Here is an 18967-nt window from a genome sequence, read left to right as displayed (position 1 = left end):
AAGGCCTACATAAAGTGGGAATGCCAGGATGCGTGATCATGGTGTCAGAGAATTTCCAGACCACCGGTTGCACAATCGTCATGCTTTGAAGTGGTCTCGAATTAGCTCTGCTGTAGAAACAGCACTAGGGCGCATACCAAGCTCGTGCAGCAAACCCGCTTTAATGTCTGGCTGACGCTCCACCTTCAGTTGGAAAAAAGGCCTTCCTAAGGCGATGCTGCCAGCCGAAGCGCACAGCTGCGTCCGCGACGCCTAAAACCTGCGCGTCGGCCTCTATACCACTGGCTCCTTTGCGAAGATCGCATCAACACAAAGCCTTTCTCCAAGAGAGCCTCAGAAATCTGAGCTCTTAGGCTTAGTGTTTTTGCTTGGACCCGGGGCCTTCCCCATCCGCATTACGGATATAGTACTCACGGGCTTCATCTATGAAGCCATATAGCTCAACATACTTTATCAATGCTTTTTCGAGTAACTTTATCCGTTCAGGATCGCGCATAGACCTGTATCCCTCTAGCGTGTCTGTTTTTCCTAGGTGCCCGCAGCATGCCAACCCATCTTCTTCGTAGCCGTACATTACGGGTAAAATACTTCTTAGATCGTTAATTAACCCTTTACGCATGATCCCCGATACGCCCTTCGATATGTAAACCCAGAGCAGTGCGGCTATCCGCGGGTGGCAAGCTTGCACATGAGCCCTCCCGGCATGCACTGACCGTAGGGATGAAAAGTACTGCTGGGGCTGACATCGCCGTGTCTTTGGTCAGACAAAGGATGCGCCAAAGCTCCGCCAGTGGCCAATCGTACACGCGTCTTGTGTTGCGCGTTCACTGTTCGCGGAAAGCGCGTATCATACTGTCAGTAACAGGCTTCATAAGATATTGGATGAAGGTGCGGTCTTGCGTTGTGATCATGATCTCCGCCGGCATGCCTGGCGTCGGGGTAAATCCCCGCACACGGTCAAGCTCCTTCGGTGGCACTGACACACGGGCCACATAAATCTCCTGAGGGACCTCATTTGCCCGATCTAGGATCGCGTCGGCCGATACATAGTAGACTTGCCCTTCTAGGATAGGTGTGGTGCGCTGATTTAGGGCGGTCAGACGTACCGTTGCCTTTTGACCTTTGCGCACAACATCAATCTCAGTCCGCGGAATTTGTACTTCGATGATCAGCGGTTCACCCGTTGGAAGGATCTCTAATATAGCCTTCCCGCTCTCAATAACGCCCCCCGCTGTATGATAGTGCAGGCGCACAACAGTGCCCGACACAGGGGCCACGATTTCAGCGCGGTGTAGGACACCTTGAGCCTTGCGTGCCTGCTCTCGAATGCTTTCAAGCTCTGACTGCACCACTTGTAGTTCATCAAGAGCCGCCGCTTGCCGCTCATTGATGGTCTGTTCTATCTGGGACTCGTAGCGCATGGAAAGCGCTTGAGTTTCTCTGATTTCAGACTCGAGCCGCCCAATCTGACCCGTGGCTTCAGCCACAGCACGCCGCAATGTGTTGTACTCTGTACGCCGGATGAGACCTTTGTTCAAAAGAGCTTCTTTGGCCTCAGAATCTTCGTTCAGGATCTCTAGCTGTACCTTTGTTGCATTGAGCTGTTGCTCATAGCCCTGCGCACGCTCGCGCAGACCATTTATGCTCTGTTGAAGCAGATTAACGTCATTCTGCAGCTGGCGTGTCGCGGCATCGAACACAATTTCCTGTCCGTCAAGCATGGAGGCAATATTGAAATCACTCCGCAGTTGCTCAAGATGGGTAGGGTAGATGAGCGTGTCCTTTTGATCGTATTCTGCAAGAATGCGGGCTTCCATGGCCTCTAGCCGAACCTGGCGCAAGAACAGCTCCCTTTCCGTGGCTAGGGCAGAAGTCTCGTCTAAAAGCAGCAGAGGCTGGCCCGCTTCGACATCTTGACCTTCTTCGACAAGAATCTCCTTGATGATGCCTCCCTCTAGGTGCTGCACGATCTTGTTGCTTCCTGTCGCGACAAAACTGCCTTGGGAAATAACGGCCGCCGCCAAAGGGGCTTTGAAAGCCCAAAAGCCAAAGCCTCCAAAAGTAAACGCTAGCAAGGAAAGCCCGAAAATAACCTGACGCGTAATGGAGCGGGGCACCTCATCATACCACTCAGGGGGCTCTGCGTAGACTACCAATTCACCCATTGTTCGGTCCTCCCTGATGGGGTGCTGGGGGATTGCCGTTGTTGCTTCGCTGGGAAAGTTGTTGGAGCACCTGCTGGCGCTCGCCAAAGAGCGCGATATTGCCGTCAGCCAAAAGCATGATCTTGTCCACAACACTCAACAAAGATGGTTTTTGAGTGATCACCACGACCGTGATGCCTGCTTCGCCAGCTCGGTGGATGGCATTGGCCAAAGCGCGGTCCCCGGCCGTGTCGAGGTTGGAGTTGGGCTCATCTAGCACCAAGAAGCGTGGGTTTCCGTAGAAGGCGCGCGCAAGAGCAATGCGCTGCTTCTGACCGCCAGAGAGCGGAGAGCCATCTGCTGCAACCATCGTTTCATAGCCGTGGGGCAGGGAAGCAATCATGTCATGCACATCTGCTAAGACAGCCGCGCGGTGAATGTCTTCATCGCGCGCATCGGAGCGCATCCGCGCAATATTGTTCTTGATGCTGCCGGGAAATAGCTGAACGTCTTGAGGAAGATATCCGAGGTTCTCACCAAGCTGCCGGGTATCCCAGTTGCGCAGGTCCATGAGGTCAAGTCGCACATTGCCAGAGGTCGGCAAGATTGACCCAACCAACATTTTCCCCAGAGTGGTCTTGCCGGCCCCGGAGTTGCCAATCACCGCCAGCGAGTCTCCAGGCTGCAGTGAAAAAGTAAGGCCATTAAGAACAACTTGCTTTGTACCTGCAGGCACATAGAGCAGGCGCTCTACATTCAACCGACCCTCTGGCTGGGGCAGACGTAACTTTTCAAACTTCTGAACGGCCGTCATCATCAGGTTCGCAACGCGCTGATATGCGGCGCGTGACTGGGAGAAGCCGTTCCAGCCCTCAATGGCACCTTCAATCGGTGCGAGCGCGCGGCCCGCGATGATCGACGCCGCAATCACCATGCCCCCCGTAATTTCTCCCTCGATGGCAAGGAAGGCCCCCCAACCCAACATTGCGATTTGGGTGAGTAAACGGGCACCACGCGACACCGCAGCCCAGATGATGTTGCGATCCTGGGCAATAACCTGAGACCGGAGAGAGGACGCCGTGTCCCGCCCCCAAAGTGTGACAGCCTCAGGGACCATGGCAAGAGCGTTGATGATTTGGCTGTTGCGGGACATGGAATCGAGATGCATGTTGGCGCGCGCTTGAGCCATATTGGCTTCAGCAAAAGGCTTGGACGTTGCTTTTTGGTTGATCAGGGCGATCACCATCAAGGTAATGGCTGTCGCGACCACGATCACCCCCAGATGCGGATGAACGAGAAAGATGGCTGCGATGAACAAAGGCGCGAAAGGAACATCGAGAAAGGAAATCAGTGTGCCAGAAACAAGAAAGCTGCGCAGCAATTGCAGATCACCCAGCGTCTGATACTGTCTCCCGTTATCATGGAGCGATGAATGCGCTGCGGCACTTAACACCGGCCCGCCAAGCCGCACCGCAACTTCAACTGCAGTGCGCATCAGAATAAAGCGGCGTACCGCATCAAAAATGGCCTGTAAGATCACAGCGCCAGCGATAACCACTGTGAGCATGATCAAAGTGTCGATTGAGCGGCTGGTCAGGACACGATCAGAGATCTGAAACAGGTAGATGGGGATCGACAGAACCAAGACGTTCGTGGCGCACGTCAAGATCATTACGAAGCCCATATTGCGCCGCACGATCTGTTTGCCCTTCCTCAGCTGAGCTGCAAATTGATCAGGTGCGCCGCGCTTGTGGAAGGTGGGCTTGCCCCCATTCCCGCCACCACCGCCGCCGCCCCCCGTGCCACTGGGCGGCTTGTTGCCATGACCGGACTTCAAGATCGGCCCGGACTCCCCTTCAATCTGGATGCCACCCAATGTGGTTTTGCTTGGCTCTGCTTGTTTGGCTTTTGCTTCGGTCGGCTGTTCAGGCGCAGCCTTTGCCTCAGTCTCTTGTGCCTCTTCCTGAGAGGCCTGGGGATGTTTTTGGCTATTATTTTGCGCGGTGCTTTGGCGGACGGCGCCTTTTTCTGGTGTGTCCTCCTCAGAATTCTGCACAGCTTTAAGATGGCTGGTATCGGCTTGCGGCCGTGCAGGAGGCGCCTCAGCTTCTACCTTCGGGCCTGTCTTTTTCGGAGCGTTCTGCGCCCCCTCGTCAAGCTCTGGCAGGGGATCAGCATATCGCATCCACGGTGTCAAAAGCAGTGCATTTCTGAACTCTTGCCCTGCAGGAAGTGCCGTGGAGACGCGCGAGCGTCTATCTGCTTTTGAAGTTCTAGTAGAGAAGGGGGGAGCTGGAAAAGGATTACGGTAATTCATATGCGCTCTGCTCTATCAGGCCAGCAACGTTTGCATCAGATCGGGAGATGCTATGCTTTCCGGTGAGGTTGGAACGATGCCGGGATCGTCCGATGAATGAGAGGGGTTGGTGATCATACCATCGGCGAGAAACAGGACGGCTTCATTTGCCAGCGCCGGCATGAAGACCCCAGTGGGGTCAGACGTCGTATCGATCAGGTCTGCCTGGTATAATAGGGCGTCGCTATAGACATCACCCTGCACGCGCACTTCGGAATCAGCGCCATAAACATTTATAGATGCAGTATTAATTTCAGCATTCGACCCTGTGTAGAGTTTCGCCGACATGCCTGACTTCGCCGTAAAAGCATCAAGAGCCAAATGGACCTGATCACTATCGCCCATAATATTGGTCTGCTCGACCCAATTGATGGTTTTGAAATCCCCCGCGATATAAAGCACGGTTAACAGTTCATCGCCGGTAAACACATCATCGTGGGCAACATCACGGTCTATGGACTGTGCGCCATCTGCAAAGGCCTTGCTCGCGGCCGCGAAATTTTCGCTCATTGCCCCGTAGCTATTGATACCAACCGTAGATATGGAAGCGCCGTTGAACAGCAGATTGTCACTGACTGAAACCCCAAGCGGGCCGGCGCCTGTAGCAGTGATACTGTCAAAATCCAGCATCACGTTCATCTGGCTGATCTGATTGGTCGTGATCAAATCGCCGCCAATCATAATAAGATCGTAGCCATATCCAATCTCTGCGAGACTGGCCAAGTTGACTATGAGGTTCTCGCCCAGACCGATGTAACTGTTGGTCCCAGTAATTTGTACATCTGCGCGATCATCGTCTGCCATGAAGCTGTATTGCTGCACCCAGTTCACAGTGAGCACATCGCCTTCAATCCGGGTAACCGCCCAGTTTTTAGGTAGGCCCATATAGATGTCTTCATTATCTTCTACGGACTGTTCGGGCGATCCGTCGGTGGTCTCTGCGCCGGCAAATTGAGAGGTGGAGGACATCATCGCCACGTTGAATGTGGTTGAAAGACTGCCCTGCAGCACACCACTAAAAGTGGCATGTTCCGCGAGTACATTGACTTGGCTGATCAAATTCAGATCAACGACATCTCCCATGACTGATATGACAGGAGCATCGAGCCAAGAGACATTCATGACCACGTCATTGACCATCTTGTTACCACCAGTCACCACCTGGTGGCCGCTCTCAAGGCCAAAGAGTTCAGCTTCCCCAGAGGGAGGATTCAGGCTATCAAACGGGTCTTTATCTTCAATCCTCTCGTGATCATCAGGCGCCTGCGTTTTCACATCTGGCGCCAAATCGAGATCGCTCGTGCGGACGCTCGATGACCTGTCATCATCTTCATCCGCGGTATCATCCTCAGTCTGGAGAAGCTCAGGTATAAGGTCGTCCAGCAAGGGCAGGGTCTCGACAGGTGACCCTCCGACGAACATGCCGTAGGCTTCAGACCCATGCAGAACCACAACTTGTTCTCCAAGGCGGGATGTATCGTCCGTTTGGACCATAAGGTCGTGTAATGTGATAAAGGATGCGCCACCGCTGCTATTGAAATCCAGAGTGGATTGCACTGTCAGTACACCCAGGATTTGAGCCGCTTCTTGAAGGCTGGCCAAAGCGGCAATGTATACAGAAGGATCATTGAACTCGGCATAAACACTGTTCATCCGAAGAAGATCATTGTCCTCCATCAAAGCACTTTGCACGCTTACCGTGACCACGCTCCCCGGGGGCTCAAGGACGAGCGAAGGACGCGCTGCAGGGAAGAAAGAGGAATACCCCTGCTCAATATAGAGATCAGGAAAGGCGGTCATCTGACCGGGAGCATACGGTTCCCTGAGATGGATCGGATCCGTACTCGCTAACCAGACTTTGAAGGGGGTTTCGTTCGCAAGGGGCGTGTATTTTAGTTCTGGGTCAAAATCTCTAAGAGTATAACGCAATTCAAAATGTGTAGGGGTAGTCTCGATGTCATTCACTTCAGAGTGACGTTGCTGATATTTGAAATCTTCATAAGCGTCGCGCAGTCGTTCAGCTTCGATCGTGGTATGAAAAATACCAATCAGATGTGAGATAATCTCAGTGAACTTGTCTAACATCCTGCCAGTTCCATTTCTGCCATATAAACAGTTGCGACACTGGGTTCCTCGTTAGCCTGCCAAGATGAGGGAATGCGCAGCCACCATCTTGAGATTAAAAAACCGGGGCCCAGAAAACGCTGAGCCCCGGAACCGTTACTTAGACTTATGCCCCATCGCCATCGTCGCCGATGTAGCTGGAGCTGAAGCCGCCGCCGACAACGGTCATATCAACCGTGTTACCAAGTACGTTGGCACCCTGAACGATCGACATGTTGAAGGCCGTGGTGTCGATCTGCGAGGCAGCCGAGGCGAAGGATTCTCCGGTCACGAAACCGTCGTCACCATTGCCTGAGCCCCATTGCCCAGCATTTCCACCCGCACCGCCGGCACCGCTGTACGCGTTACCGCCAGCACCACCGGTGCCGCCACCGGCTTGAACGCCACCGACAGTTGCTTGACCACCAAAGGCATTCCCGGTGTCTCCACCCCAGGAGTGACCGCCGTAGCCGTCACCACCAGCACCCGCACCGGCAGTATTGATGCCGCCGTTGCCTTGGGCATTGTTCAGTGCCGCAGCCCAAGCGCCTGCATCACCGCCATCACCGCCGTTGGCATTTCCACCGGTGCCGGTACCGGTGCCTGAGCTGTGGGCAAGACCCATTGAACCGGCATCGCCGCCGTCTCCACTGTGGCCAAGGCCAAGCCCAATACCGCCGCCGAAGGCATCAGCATCTGCCGTTCCAGTGGTGCCGCCGCCTGCGATGGGGATACCAAACAGGCTTCCCGCGGAGCCGCCATCGGCGTCGCTGGAATCCGCATCAGCGCCTCCTAGGCCGACGCCGACGCCGATGCCACCTGCATCACCGGAATCACCTCCAGTTGCACCAGAACCTGCACCGGCCAATCCGAGACCGAGACCCGCACCGATCGAGGTTGCATCACCGCCGTCGTCACCATCAGCATCACTGCTAGAATCCGCACTGCCAATACCGAGACCGAGGCCCACGGCTGCAGCATCACCACCGGCTGCACCGGCACCTCCAGCTGCGGACGACCCGCCGCCGGCACCGCTTTGGCCGCCATCGGCAGTCGCCGCGCCTGCGATACCAAGGCCGCCCAGGGCTCCAGCACCGTTTGCTGCACCGCCATGACCACTATTGCCACCGGCAGCACCCGCAGCAATACCATCAGCGGAAGTTGCTGTGCCGCCATTCGAGGTATTTGTCTGGTTGATCGTACCGCTGTTCTGAACGTTGCTCAGATTGTCGTTGTCATTGAGGCTGTTGGATTGGGCATTGACCGTGCCCGCATCATTGCCAGCACCATTCAACGCATCATTAAGGATATCATCGAGGTCAAGATCATTGCCTGGGTTATAGTCAATGTCGCCCTTAGCCATGATGAAATCATTTGCGGACGCATCTTTTAAGTCAATGTCAGCAAAGTCGTCATCGTTGGGCATATACCCTTCCATGTTCATACCGACGTTAACACCAACAGTGGTAGAGCTGTGGTTAGTCATGCCAGTGGTATTGGTGGTCGTACTAGTATTATCGGTCGTACTGGTATTATTCGTCTTACTGGTATTGTTGGTGTTGGTATCATTCGTCATTGCGTTGTCAGAAAGATTACCATTCAGGTTCCCGTTCAGGCCAAGGTTGGCGTTCAGGTTACCATTCCCGTTGCCATTGCCATTCCAGTTTTCAGAGGTTTGGTCTTGAGTAGAGGTTTGATCTTGCTCTTGATCCGAGACCTGGCCTTGACCTTGCGCCTGCAGGCCAAGCTGACCTTGACCCTGCGCTTGCAGCTGGTCTTGCTCCTGGTCTTGAGCGCCACCGCCAAAATGGAAAATATTTCCGAAGTTACCCCAGTTGTTCTTGGTGGTCATTGTATTTCTCCTGTGAAGCACATGCCGGGACGCTGCTCATTTCAAAAGCGACCATAGGGATGTGCGTTTCTGTTGGTTTCGAAGTTGTTGCGCGACAACCCCAGGTTAGGGTTCAGAACGCGGCTTTCCGTAGATATTGAGTGATAAGTGCGCCTCCCTTATTTGCCTTAATTGCAAGATGACGGGAGCGAAGAGGCCTGCGCAGAGGCTCAAGACATTCGGCTCCGCCGACGCGTCCTCAGCAGAGAGCACGTCGTCACATTATGGTGACAAGGCTGAATATCTCTAAGATCGGCGGAAAAACCTATCTGGCCAATAGGACTAGTCGCTGTGAAAATCGATTAGCCATCTGATAAAATTGACCAATTCATCTTTTCAGAAACAAGTGCAGGACAAAGGGTGTATAATTCTCGGCGCGGAAACCTACGCCTTTCGATTTAATAAAGCACGAGCAATGCTAACCTTAGGTAGAAAATTCAGCTCCCCTTAAAAATATAACCATAATTAGGCGATTTGTGTTATTATCTAGCCACAAAGAGGTAGAATCTCTACCACTACAAGGGACTTCTTTTTAACATGTGAATAAACATCGCTGATTTATGCAGCGCAAAGAATACGCAATGAGGCAGACAGGCATAGAACATTGTAGCCGGACTAGGGACAATGCTATGCAAGAAATTGAATGCAACAGAACTGATAAAATCTCCTGCTATTTTGTGGGAAACTCACATGATTTTTCAGATACATTACTTACACTGGCTCGAACAAAATTTGAGAATATCGACTTTTATCGGTTAGCCTCTGTCGAAGAGCTTTTAGAGCTATCAATCTGTCGCCCGGATCGGGTTCGCAGCATCATTCTAAATCAGTCTATGGCTGACGGCCTAAAAGCTGCGCTTCCCATGCTGCTGGAGCGTTTTTCCAATGCCACGGTGGCCCTGTCCTATCGGCAATCTAAGCCGATCCGGACTATCCTGAACGAGATGAGGGCGAGCGGGCCACTACTTAACTTAGCCTTCTTGCCAATGAACCGAGATGTAGATTGCTGGCTCACCCTACTACAGCTCCTCATCTGTGGAGAAAAGTACGTCCCTTCAGAGCTTTACGACGCTATCGAAGGGCAGACACTACAGGCGATAGAACCATGCGAGAAACACACAACGCCGCTTCAGACTGCCGTTCAAGATTCTTTAAGTCTACCTGATCCAGCACTTAAGGTTGCAAAGAGTGATCTGACGTGCCGAGAAATGCAGGTGCTAACCTGCGTCGCTGAAGGTAAGCAGAACAAGATCATCGCTAATCGCTTGGGGCTGTCCGAGCATACTGTAAAACTGCACATTCATCACGTGATATCCAAGCTTGGCGTCAATAATCGTACAGAAGCAGCCGTTTGGTTTTTGGAGCAATCCAAAATGGAAATGAGACCGAAATGAGAGAACAAGCTGGCCGACAGTTGCAGTTTGATGATTTTCTTCTGCTTGTTGGCAAGCTCAACTATACTTGGACCAACACTGAAAGCCTACTGATCCACTTCATTGCAGGCTTGTCTGAGATCGACAAAGAAACGGCAACGGTCATTTTCTTGACCTTGAACACCACCCGCGCGCGGATTGACCTTGTTGAACGGTTGGCAAAATTAGAGAGAATCTCGCCCAACCAAAGAGCGGCGGTTCTCGACATCACAAGTCGTATTTCAGGGCAAGCCAGACTACGGAACCGCTACAATCACTGCATCTATGCTTTTGACGCGGATGGTGAAAATCCCCGTACCATCTTGATGCGCATTGCCGACCGCAAGGATACGTTGAAGATGGGGCAATCGCATCCCCTAAACGACGCTGCGGCCGAAGATATTGAAGCCGCCATCAAAGAGTTGGCCCTCATCAACCACGCGATTTGGCAAGTTATTCAGCGGTTCGACTTCCCGCGTTGACCCGCTCAAGGCTGAAGCCTGAGCAGGCTAACCCTATTGTTAGCTTCACAGGTAAGATTTTGATTTTAAACTAGTATCATAGACACTGTGCCAGGGCCGAGTTGTCGCATCATGCAAAGTCGCTGCGTTAAAATATCTATGCAGCCTTGATCGATACGTTCGCTCAGCTGCTTGGGGCTAATGGTCTGATACTGGAGGAAATCCTATGAGCTTGCACAGACCTAAATTGCATTCGAACCGGACCATATCCAGAGGTCCCAAGGCTAGACGCCGCATTTTGGTTGCAGGCGGCGCTGGTTTTCTCGGTAGCCATCTATGTCATACGCTTTTGAACGACGAACATGTCGTCATCTGCATGGACAACTTTGAAACTGGCAGAATGTCCAATATCGCGCTCCTACTGAGCGACCCCAATTTCATATTGGTACGGCATGATATTATCGATCCCTTGCCGGATATTGGCCCTGTTGATGAGGTCTATAATCTCGCCTGTGCAGCCTCACCACCGAAGTATCAAATAGACCCCATCCATACGCTCAAGACCAACATTTGGGGGGCCATAAACCTTCTGGAACTTGCAGTATCCTGTGACGCAAAAATCCTGCAATCCTCTACCTCAGAAGTCTATGGCGATCCGGAGACCTCTCCCCAATCGGAAGACTATAGAGGGTGCGTTAATACGATGGGGCCTCGGGCCTGCTATGACGAAGGCAAGCGCGCGGCCGAGACCCTGTTTTATGACTACTACCAGACAAGAGGGGCCCGAATACGAGTCGCACGGATCTTCAACACCTATGGTCCTTCGATGTGCCCAACCGATGGGCGGGTCATCTCAAACTTTATGGTACAGGCCTTGTCAGGCGCACCTCTTACGATCTACGGACATGGCAACCAAACTCGATCGTTTTGCTATGTGAGCGACATGATCGCAGGTCTTATGGCTTTGATGGCCGCACCAGATAGCGCGGTTGGGCCCTACAACCTCGGCAATCCAGAAGAATTCACGATAGCTGCTCTTGCCCATGGCATTCTGGAGATCCTCGGCCTCCCGCCCATCATACATTATCGGGACCTGCCGCAGGACGACCCCAGACAACGTTGCCCTGACATTACAAAAGCGAACAGGGACCTGAACTGGGCACCGCGCATTTCTTTGGCCGAAGGGCTCAACTACACGATGCCCTATTTTGAGACTGAGCTGCGGCAGATGAAACCTGCGCTGATCGCAGAATGACCGTCTCCAATGGCATATGTGTGACCGGCGGCGCAGGCTATATTGGAAGCCACGCTTGCTATGCGCTTGGTACCGAGGGGCGAGCCCCATTGGTTGTCGACAACCTGACAACCGGTCATCAGGATGCCGTTCGATGGGGACCGCTCGCCCATATCGATCTGCGCGATACGCCACAGCTCACAGAGGCCTTATGCCAGCATAACGTCAGAACCGTTCTGCATTTTGCCGCCTCTGCCTATGTGGGGGACTCTATGCAGGACCCGATCAGTTACTACGACAATAATGTTTATGGAATGATCTCTCTGCTACAGGCCTGTTTAGCTGCCGGCGTGCGCCGCTTCATCCTATCCAGCAGCTGTGCCACTTACGGTATCCCGCAAACCGTCCCTATTGCGGAAACAACCCCTCAACACCCGATCAGCCCCTATGGACAGAGCAAATTGATCTGCGAAACCATGCTGCGCGATGTCGCGGGACAGGCGGACATGGACTTTGCAATATTGCGGTACTTCAATGCCGCCGGGGCAGACCCAAGCGGCGCTCTCTGCGAGAAGCACTCCCCCGAAACCCATCTCATCCCACTGGCCCTCGCCGCCACGCTTCCGCAGGGGGATGCGCTGGCCCTGTTCGGGACAGATTACGACACGGCCGACGGCACCTGTGTACGCGATTATATTCATGTAAGCGATCTGGTGCGCGGTCACCTTATGGCATTGGCACATTTGGAAAAGTTCGGTGGCAGCCTGGTGTTGAACCTTGGCAGTGGAAGCGGTGTGTCGAATATGCAGGTCATTCAGGTGGTCGAGGAAGTAACCGGTGCCAAAGTAAAACTGCGTAAAGCGCCTCGGCGGCGGGGGGATCCGCCAAAGCTGATCGCAGACATCGATCAAGCCCGAGAAGTTATAGGCTTTGATCCAAGCCACTCTGACATCCATACCATCGTAACAGATGCAGCACGCAGCTTTGGCCTATTGAAGGTGCAAAATGCAAAATCTGCCTGAGCATAATACGCAGCTTTTCCGCCAGCCCCTCCTGAAAGGGAAGGTGAAAATACGCTATGTTCTGTTAGCTGGCCTATGGCTGGCCACCGTCGCCTTCTTTTGGCACTGGTGGCTGCAGCCAGAGCATGTCACCGCTTGGTATCTCTATGCCCCCGTCACGCTTTGTGTGGCCTGGCTCTTTTTTATCCAAGCCTATTTTCTTAACCTTTTTCTGCGATCACATCATACGACCGGCACACTTGCCCAGCTAGGCCCATGCAGGGTTGCCATGGTCGTGACGAAAGCGCCCGCAGAACCCTTCGAGGTCGTCAAAACAACACTAAAAGCCATGCTCGCCCAAACAGTAGCCCATGACACTTGGCTGGCAGACGAAGACCCTACCCCTGAAACCTTGGAATGGTGTCGCGCGCATGGTGTTCACGTCTCCACACGCAAAGGGGTCGCAGCATATCACAACAAGAGCTGGCCTCGGCGGACGCGATGCAAAGAAGGCAACCTGGCCTATTTTTACGACCATTATGGGTATGAGCGCTATGATATCGTATCCCAGCTCGACGCTGATCATGTGCCCGAGCCCACTTATCTACACGAGATGCTTCGTCCCTTTGCAGACCCGGACATCGGCTATGTAACAGCGCCCAGTATCTGCTCGCGCAATGCATCTCAAAGCTGGGCCGCACGCAGTAGGCTACACACAGAAGCTGTCTTTCACGGCGTCGTACAGGCGGGATATGCAAACGGCTGGGCGCCCATGTGTATTGGCTCACATTATGCCGTGCGAACAAAGGCGCTGCGTGCTGTAGGCGGGCTCGGCCCTGAGCTCGCCGAAGACCATTCTACGTCCATGATCCTCAATGCTGGGGGGTGGAAGGGCATGCATGCCATCGATGCCATTGCTATGGGAGAAGGCCCATCCACAGTGGCCGATCTCATCGTGCAGGAGTTTCAGTGGTCACGGAGCCTAATGACCATCCTGCTCCAGCACACGCCACGCTATTTTGCAGGTCTTTCAGCAGGCCGCAGGCTTCAGTTTGTTTTCTGCCAGTTGTGGTATCCACTACTGGCTGGGTTCATGGCACTGATGTTTATGCTGCCTATCGCAGCACTCGTGTTCGACGTGCGCTATGCCAACATTACCTTTCCCGCATTCTTGGTTCATGTTTGGCCCTCCATCGTTGTCATGATCACCCTTGTGTTATGTATGCGAGCCGATGGGTTCTTCCGCCCCCATGATGCCAAGGTGTTGGGGTGGGAGAAAATGCTCTTTGCCCTGGTGCAGTGGCCATGGGTAATCTTAGGGAGCCTCATGGCCGTGCGAGATACGCTCACAGGAAGCTTTGTCGATTTTCGTGTGACACCAAAGGGCCAGCAGGATGTGCCGATGCTGGGGTGGAGGGTTCTATTGCCCTACTTAATCTTGGCGCTTTTTTCCCTGCTCCCGGTGCTGTTGATAGAAGGAGCGGAAGAAGCTGCCGGTTTTTACATCTTCGCCCTCGTAAACGGCACTCTATACACCACCGTCTTCGTCGTCATTGTTGTTAAACATCTAAGCGAAAACCAATTGCGCGCCGCGATATGGAAGCCCCGAACCGTCGCGCAATTTACCTGTGTGGGGGTGTCAGCAGCCTGCATTGTTATCGCCGCAGGAGAGCGAGGCCATGCAGGCTTAGTCGCGCTGACCGAAACACGTAGCACAGTCCGTATATTCACACCCACTTATGTTGTGACCGGCGCGGGGCAGGGCGGACAGGGCTCTCCTTATGTCATGGTTTATAATCCCCGTTGGTGGTCGCAAATGCTCAATGCAGTCCCCCTGAAAGGAGGCAAGAAATGAAACCCCTTCATATGTTCACCCCCAAACGAGCATCTTCTCTTGGAGTTGTATCATCTCTCTGCGCGCTTGCCTTTGGAACCGCGGCGCCTGCACAAACCGTCCCCCCAGGGGACCTCCCGTTCGGCGTCTATGACCCAAATGGCGACTTTTCGGAGTTGGAAGGGGTTTCGATCGAACATCTCTTCCTCCCGTGGGAAGACGTATTGCTGCCCAGCCTGTTTGAGGCAGAAAACTACGCAAAAGAGCGCGGCCGAACTCTGCTCATCACAATTGAGCCTTGGACATGGTCCCGCGACGACCGAAACAGCCCTACAGTCCTGCGCGAAGGCATTCAAAATGGCACTTACGATGCCACCATGCAAAACGTCTGCTCGGCCTTAGGTCAGCTTGATATTCCGATGACGATCCGTTGGGCCCAAGAAATGGAGGACCCTAGCGGCCAGTTCATCTGGTCTAATTGGCGCCCAGAGGACTATATCTCTGCGTTCCGTCGGATGAACGCAATTTGCCGCAGCAACGTACCGACTGCCCGCTATATGTGGTCCCCCCTCGGATATGAAAACCTCGCAGACTACTATCCCGGTGATGATGTCGTAGATGTTGTGGGGCTCTCGGTGTTCAGCTTCGAGCCTTGGGAAGAAGCGGTCCTTAACCAGGCTCAATCCTTTGAGGATATTTTCGGCCCGCGCTATGAGAGAGCTGTAACTCTTGGCAAACCCATCATGGTCGCAGAGCTTGGGTTTTCTGGGGATGCAGAGCATGTCGCGCAGTGGAACGCTGATGTTCGGACGATGAGTGCCTCTTATCCCGAACTCGAAGCGGTCGTCTATTTTGCGCAAAAGGAAGTTTATCCCTGGCCGGACGGCTTTGGTTATCCCAATTGGCGGCAAACCGCCCATGTCTTACCAGAAGGGCGCTAAGTCGCTTGGGAAATACTCTCCTTATAACGACTTAAAGAGAGCTTCTCGTAAGACCACAACGCTCTGAAGGCGCTAATTGCTTCTGTAAAATGCCAATCCCAAGTGTGAGATGCATAGACCAGACACATGGGCGTCTTGACCGTAAACATCATATCCGCATAGTTGCTCCACGATCATTCGAGGCAAGCCAACATCAGAAAGGCTTGCCCGAGTTTGAGGAGAGCAGTTGTGGACAAGAACCTGGCACGCCGGTCCCGGCGCGGTATTTTTGCATTTTCAGCAATGTTAGCGGTCGTTTTCGGCACCGGTTTTGCCGAGCACGCAATGGCGCAAGCAACTAAGACTGCGTCCGCGGGGTCCGGCACAGGCGGCTATATTTGCACCCCCGCAGGCTTTGGCCAAAAATCAAAGTGTTATCGCCGCTAACACGGCAACAAACGAACGACATTCATGAATGTCCGACGGCGTTCCAGGAAAAGACTTCTTGGAAGCGGATAAAGGCGCAGGCCTTGGGGGAGAAGGACGGCCCGCGCCAGTTCTCTGCGTAGCGGTGGAAGGGCGCCAGAGAGAATATCGCGTTTATGGGTCGATCTTGTTTCCAGAAGTGTTCACGTTGGTTAGGTTCTCGGCCACGACATCAGCAAAGGTCGAAACCATTGCAACATAGAAGTCAGCCTCTGTAGGCAGGATGTTAACAAAACCTTCAGGCGCGACCGTATCACCGGTGTAGGCCGAAATTCTTACAGGAAAGCTTAGCCCTGCATTCTCTCCTGTCGGGCTGGTGATATTAACAACCCCCTCTAACTCATTGAACTCTCTACTTTCAGGAAGCATCGTTGCACCATTCAGTGCAATCTTGCGAATGTCGATCCTGATTTGTGGATCGGCGCCATCACTGCTCAATGGCACACGTTGAGCAACTTCTCCGCGCAAATCCTCTTCGATGTTGGGATAGAAATCCAACGCGTTGCTTTCGGAAGCAGTCGCGACAGTAGCCTCAACATCGATCTTAGAAATACGAAGGTCTTCTGAGGCATATGCGGCCCCGCTGAGCGCGAAAGTGCTGACACCGGCAGCAAGAACAACAGTCTTAAGTTGAGCAAACATGATGTACTCCTGAATGCAGTTTACTGCCGCAGGCCATTCCTGAAGCAATAGGGACTCATTGAAGAACCTCCAGGCCCCTAACTAGTTCCCCTTCCACAGAACGCATCACACCGTTGTGTGCCTCAAATTTTAAGACTTCCGCGCAAACATTGGCATTAGCGGGAGTATCGCGCACCATCCCGGCGAACTGTCAATCGGCAAGCAATCATGACCCCTTGGGGATCAAAGTGCATGCTTGCTCACATCAGAACCTCCTTCCCTTTGCGTAATCTCCTATACGTCCAAGATAGTAATCCCAGACTATACGGCTTAGCGTATAATCTTATTTTATACTCTGTGGCGAATATTGACGGCAAATACCCTTCGCGTATATCTAGTGCATGAGTGATTTAGCGCGCACCCCAAGACAGATCGGCTCCATCATCCAGCGGGCACGCAAGAAGCGCGCTTGGTCGCAGATGAAGCTCGCCGAGCAGGCTGGCCTCCGTCAGGCAACCGTTTCGACGATAGAGAACGGGGAAAAATCCGCCAAGCTAGAAACCATCCTCGCTATTCTTGCAGTTCTTGATCTCGAACTCAGGATCGGACAGCGCTCTAAAGGCCATGGAAGTGATATCGAGGAATTGTTCTGATGGGCCGACGTCCAGCCTATGCGCCCTTGCATGTATATATGAATAACCGCTGCGTCGGAATGCTGACGCGCCAGCCGAGCGGTGCCATCGAGTATACATACGACACGGACTGGCTAGATTGGGAACATGCCATGCCGCTTTCGTTGTCTCTACCGCTGCGGGAAAATCCCTATCGCGGCGAACCCGTCTCTGCCGTCTTCGAGAACCTGCTGCCTGATTCAGACAAGCTACGGCACCTCGTCGCCGAAAGGGTAGGCGCGCGAGGTACGGACGCCTACAGCATGCTGACCAAGATCGGCCATGACTGCGTGGGGGCACTTCAGTTCATCTCAGGAGACAAGATCTCAGGAGACAAGGAAGTACCTGACGCTACCGGCAAGATCAAAGGTGAAACGATCAATGAAGCTACCATTGAAAAAATTCTCAACCGGTTGGGTCAAGCCCCGCTTGGCCTCACCAGCGACGACGCCTTCAGGATTTCAATTGCGGGGGCGCAAGAGAAGACAGCCCTGCTTTGGCATGACGGTCAGTGGATCAAGCCCCACGGCACGACGCCGACTACCCACCTGATCAAGACACAAATTGGAAAACTGCCCGACGGTGTAGACCTTTCAGACAGCGTTGAGAATGAATACTATTGCTTGAAGCTCGTCGCTGCATTTGGCCTGCCGGTGAATACAGCCACCATCGAAACCTTCGGCGAAACCAAAGCTCTGGTTGTCGAGCGATTTGATCGCCGCTGGACGGAAGACGGTCGATTGCTGCGACTTCCGCAAGAAGATTGCTGTCAGGCACTCTCTATCCCACCGACGCTAAAATACCAGAACGAGGGTGGGCCCGGCATGATCGATATTCTAGGCTTGCTCAACGGCAGCGATACACCGATCGACGATCAGAATACTTTCCTTAAAGCACAGGTCATCTTCTGGCTGATGGGGGCGACGGACGCTCATGCCAAAAACTTCAGCGTATTCCTAGGTCCTAGCGGCAGCTATCGCATGACCCCGCTCTATGACATCGTGACAGCACAAGGCGCATTGCACGCGGGCCAAATCGAGCGAAAACAGATGAGAATGGCGATGTCGGTTGGAAATAGCCGCCACTATCGGTTCGATCAGATACACGGTCGGCATTTTGTGCAAACGGCCATACGCGCCGGTCTCCCAAAAAAGCGGATGACGGACATCATCGAGGAGATCGTGGCAAGAGCGCCCGAAACACTTGATATTGTCGCCCAAACCCTACCTGCAGGTTTTCCCCCAGTCATTGTCGATATCGTAAGTAAAGCAATCCTAGAACGGCTTAATGGCCTCAGGCTGCCTAACAGTGCGTAAGGTATAAAGCCTCAACTCTCAGCTTATCCCCAATACTTTTCGACAAGAGTCGCACTTGAGGGGAGCGCGCGTCCGGCTACATATTTTGTAAACACCATTCAGAAATGCCACTGATTACGCAAAGCAGGAATGTCACTCTGGTTGCAACGGGAGCAAGGCTTAGCAGCCCAGAGGCTTAAATATCAGAGGGCTGAAAAGACCTGCGGGGATCAGTGAAAGAGTTGGCGTTTTTCAGTAGAGCCTTCTTATGCTCAGGGTGAAATCGTTCCAGTGATGATCCCGTCAATGCTGGCACACGGCGAGAAAACTGCGCAATATCAAGTAGGGACGGGAGATATTCCTCAGGCATAGCCTAACTGTCCTGAGCGCAGTGTAGCTCCGGGTGATCACCAAATGCAGCGCACGATGGAACCTCCAGATTAGCCGCGCGTAGTATCATCGTAAGCGGCGGCTACGCAGCACTTAGGATCAGCTTGACGGCTGGAAATTCCACGGAAGAAGATCATCGATGCGATTG

The 18967-nt window shown here is 53.3% G+C and carries 13 protein-coding genes; 8 read left to right on the top strand and 5 right to left on the bottom strand.

All coding sequences use genetic code 11. The features are described 5' to 3' along the window. Nucleotides 1-824: 824 nt before the first annotated feature. The 4 genes from ACGYKA_RS19615 to ACGYKA_RS19600 form a co-directional block, all read right to left on the bottom strand. Entirely contained in the window at nt 825-2165 is a 1341-nt protein-coding gene (locus ACGYKA_RS19615; protein ID WP_271690087.1) for an HlyD family type I secretion periplasmic adaptor subunit, read from the bottom strand. Next, nucleotides 2158-4461: a type I secretion system permease/ATPase gene (locus tag ACGYKA_RS19610; protein WP_394439826.1), complete on the bottom strand. Its 2304-nt coding sequence runs from the start codon at nt 4459-4461 to the stop codon at nt 2158-2160. Before ACGYKA_RS19610 ends, ACGYKA_RS19615 begins: the two co-directional genes overlap by 8 nt. A gap of 15 nt (nt 4462-4476) precedes the next feature. Further along, nucleotides 4477-6585, bottom strand: a complete 2109-nt coding sequence (locus tag ACGYKA_RS19605; protein ID WP_276155255.1) for a type I secretion protein ATPase — start codon at nt 6583-6585, stop codon at nt 4477-4479. Between the two features lie 145 nt (nt 6586-6730). Continuing rightward, the gene (locus ACGYKA_RS19600; RefSeq protein ID WP_394439822.1) at nt 6731-8455 is read right to left on the bottom strand and encodes a hypothetical protein; all 1725 of its coding nucleotides are present in this window, start codon (nt 8453-8455) and stop codon (nt 6731-6733) included. A gap of 668 nt (nt 8456-9123) precedes the next feature. Between ACGYKA_RS19600 and ACGYKA_RS19595 the strand changes: the two genes are divergently transcribed. The 6 genes from ACGYKA_RS19595 (at nt 9124) to ACGYKA_RS19570 (ending at nt 15377) form a co-directional block, all read left to right on the top strand. After that, nucleotides 9124-9888 (top strand): response regulator transcription factor, encoded by a 765-nt coding sequence (locus tag ACGYKA_RS19595; protein WP_394439820.1) that lies wholly within the window; start codon nt 9124-9126, stop codon nt 9886-9888. After that, a complete protein-coding gene (locus tag ACGYKA_RS19590; protein WP_276155258.1) occupies nt 9885-10388 on the top strand; it encodes a hypothetical protein in 504 nt (167 codons plus the stop codon). Before ACGYKA_RS19595 ends, ACGYKA_RS19590 begins: the two co-directional genes overlap by 4 nt. Before the next feature lie 205 nt (nt 10389-10593). Continuing rightward, nucleotides 10594-11622: a UDP-glucuronic acid decarboxylase family protein gene (locus tag ACGYKA_RS19585; RefSeq protein WP_394439817.1), complete on the top strand. Its 1029-nt coding sequence runs from the start codon at nt 10594-10596 to the stop codon at nt 11620-11622. Beyond that, a complete protein-coding gene (gene galE, locus ACGYKA_RS19580) occupies nt 11619-12623 on the top strand; it encodes a UDP-glucose 4-epimerase GalE (RefSeq protein WP_394393831.1) in 1005 nt (334 codons plus the stop codon). Before ACGYKA_RS19585 ends, galE begins: the two co-directional genes overlap by 4 nt. Continuing rightward, nucleotides 12607-14457: a glycosyltransferase gene (locus ACGYKA_RS19575; protein ID WP_394393829.1), complete on the top strand. Its 1851-nt coding sequence runs from the start codon at nt 12607-12609 to the stop codon at nt 14455-14457. The genes galE and ACGYKA_RS19575 overlap by 17 nt, the downstream gene beginning before the upstream one ends. Next, nucleotides 14454-15377: a glycoside hydrolase family 26 protein gene (locus ACGYKA_RS19570; protein ID WP_276155262.1), complete on the top strand. Its 924-nt coding sequence runs from the start codon at nt 14454-14456 to the stop codon at nt 15375-15377. The genes ACGYKA_RS19575 and ACGYKA_RS19570 overlap by 4 nt, the downstream gene beginning before the upstream one ends. A gap of 579 nt (nt 15378-15956) precedes the next feature. Here the strand turns inward: ACGYKA_RS19570 and ACGYKA_RS19565 are convergent. Further along, nucleotides 15957-16484 (bottom strand): hypothetical protein, encoded by a 528-nt coding sequence (locus ACGYKA_RS19565; protein ID WP_300056654.1) that lies wholly within the window; start codon nt 16482-16484, stop codon nt 15957-15959. A gap of 380 nt (nt 16485-16864) precedes the next feature. Here ACGYKA_RS19565 and ACGYKA_RS19560 point away from each other — a divergent pair, with 380 nt between their 5' ends. Together ACGYKA_RS19560 and ACGYKA_RS19555 are read left to right on the top strand one after the other, a co-directional pair. Continuing rightward, nucleotides 16865-17116: a helix-turn-helix domain-containing protein gene (locus ACGYKA_RS19560; RefSeq protein ID WP_394439815.1), complete on the top strand. Its 252-nt coding sequence runs from the start codon at nt 16865-16867 to the stop codon at nt 17114-17116. Then, a complete protein-coding gene (locus ACGYKA_RS19555; RefSeq protein ID WP_394439813.1) occupies nt 17116-18450 on the top strand; it encodes a type II toxin-antitoxin system HipA family toxin in 1335 nt (444 codons plus the stop codon). The genes ACGYKA_RS19560 and ACGYKA_RS19555 overlap by 1 nt, the downstream gene beginning before the upstream one ends. Nucleotides 18451-18967: the final 517 nt, after the last annotated feature.

This window comes from Sulfitobacter sp. 1A15106 (genome assembly GCF_043556995.1).
GTDB classification, from domain to species: domain Bacteria; phylum Pseudomonadota; class Alphaproteobacteria; order Rhodobacterales; family Rhodobacteraceae; genus Sulfitobacter; species Sulfitobacter faviae.
This window is presented reverse-complemented; position numbering and strand designations above follow the sequence as displayed.

What these genes read in the sequence shown, in the direction of transcription:
- ACGYKA_RS19615 (WP_271690087.1), bottom strand. Translation starts at nt 2,165, where the DNA reads ATGGGTGAATTGGTAGTCTACGCAGAGCCCCCTGAGTGGTATGATGAG.
- ACGYKA_RS19595 (WP_394439820.1), top strand. Translation starts at nt 9,124, where the DNA reads ATGCAAGAAATTGAATGCAACAGAACTGATAAAATCTCCTGCTATTTT.
- ACGYKA_RS19610 (WP_394439826.1), bottom strand. Translation starts at nt 4,461, where the DNA reads ATGAATTACCGTAATCCTTTTCCAGCTCCCCCCTTCTCTACTAGAACT.
- ACGYKA_RS19555 (WP_394439813.1), top strand. Translation starts at nt 17,116, where the DNA reads ATGGGCCGACGTCCAGCCTATGCGCCCTTGCATGTATATATGAATAAC.
- ACGYKA_RS19570 (WP_276155262.1), top strand. Translation starts at nt 14,454, where the DNA reads ATGAAACCCCTTCATATGTTCACCCCCAAACGAGCATCTTCTCTTGGA.
- ACGYKA_RS19585 (WP_394439817.1), top strand. Translation starts at nt 10,594, where the DNA reads ATGAGCTTGCACAGACCTAAATTGCATTCGAACCGGACCATATCCAGA.
- galE (WP_394393831.1), top strand. Translation starts at nt 11,619, where the DNA reads ATGACCGTCTCCAATGGCATATGTGTGACCGGCGGCGCAGGCTATATT.
- ACGYKA_RS19565 (WP_300056654.1), bottom strand. Translation starts at nt 16,484, where the DNA reads ATGTTTGCTCAACTTAAGACTGTTGTTCTTGCTGCCGGTGTCAGCACT.
- ACGYKA_RS19600 (WP_394439822.1), bottom strand. Translation starts at nt 8,455, where the DNA reads ATGACCACCAAGAACAACTGGGGTAACTTCGGAAATATTTTCCATTTT.
- ACGYKA_RS19560 (WP_394439815.1), top strand. Translation starts at nt 16,865, where the DNA reads ATGAGTGATTTAGCGCGCACCCCAAGACAGATCGGCTCCATCATCCAG.
- ACGYKA_RS19605 (WP_276155255.1), bottom strand. Translation starts at nt 6,585, where the DNA reads ATGTTAGACAAGTTCACTGAGATTATCTCACATCTGATTGGTATTTTT.
- ACGYKA_RS19575 (WP_394393829.1), top strand. Translation starts at nt 12,607, where the DNA reads ATGCAAAATCTGCCTGAGCATAATACGCAGCTTTTCCGCCAGCCCCTC.
- ACGYKA_RS19590 (WP_276155258.1), top strand. Translation starts at nt 9,885, where the DNA reads ATGAGAGAACAAGCTGGCCGACAGTTGCAGTTTGATGATTTTCTTCTG.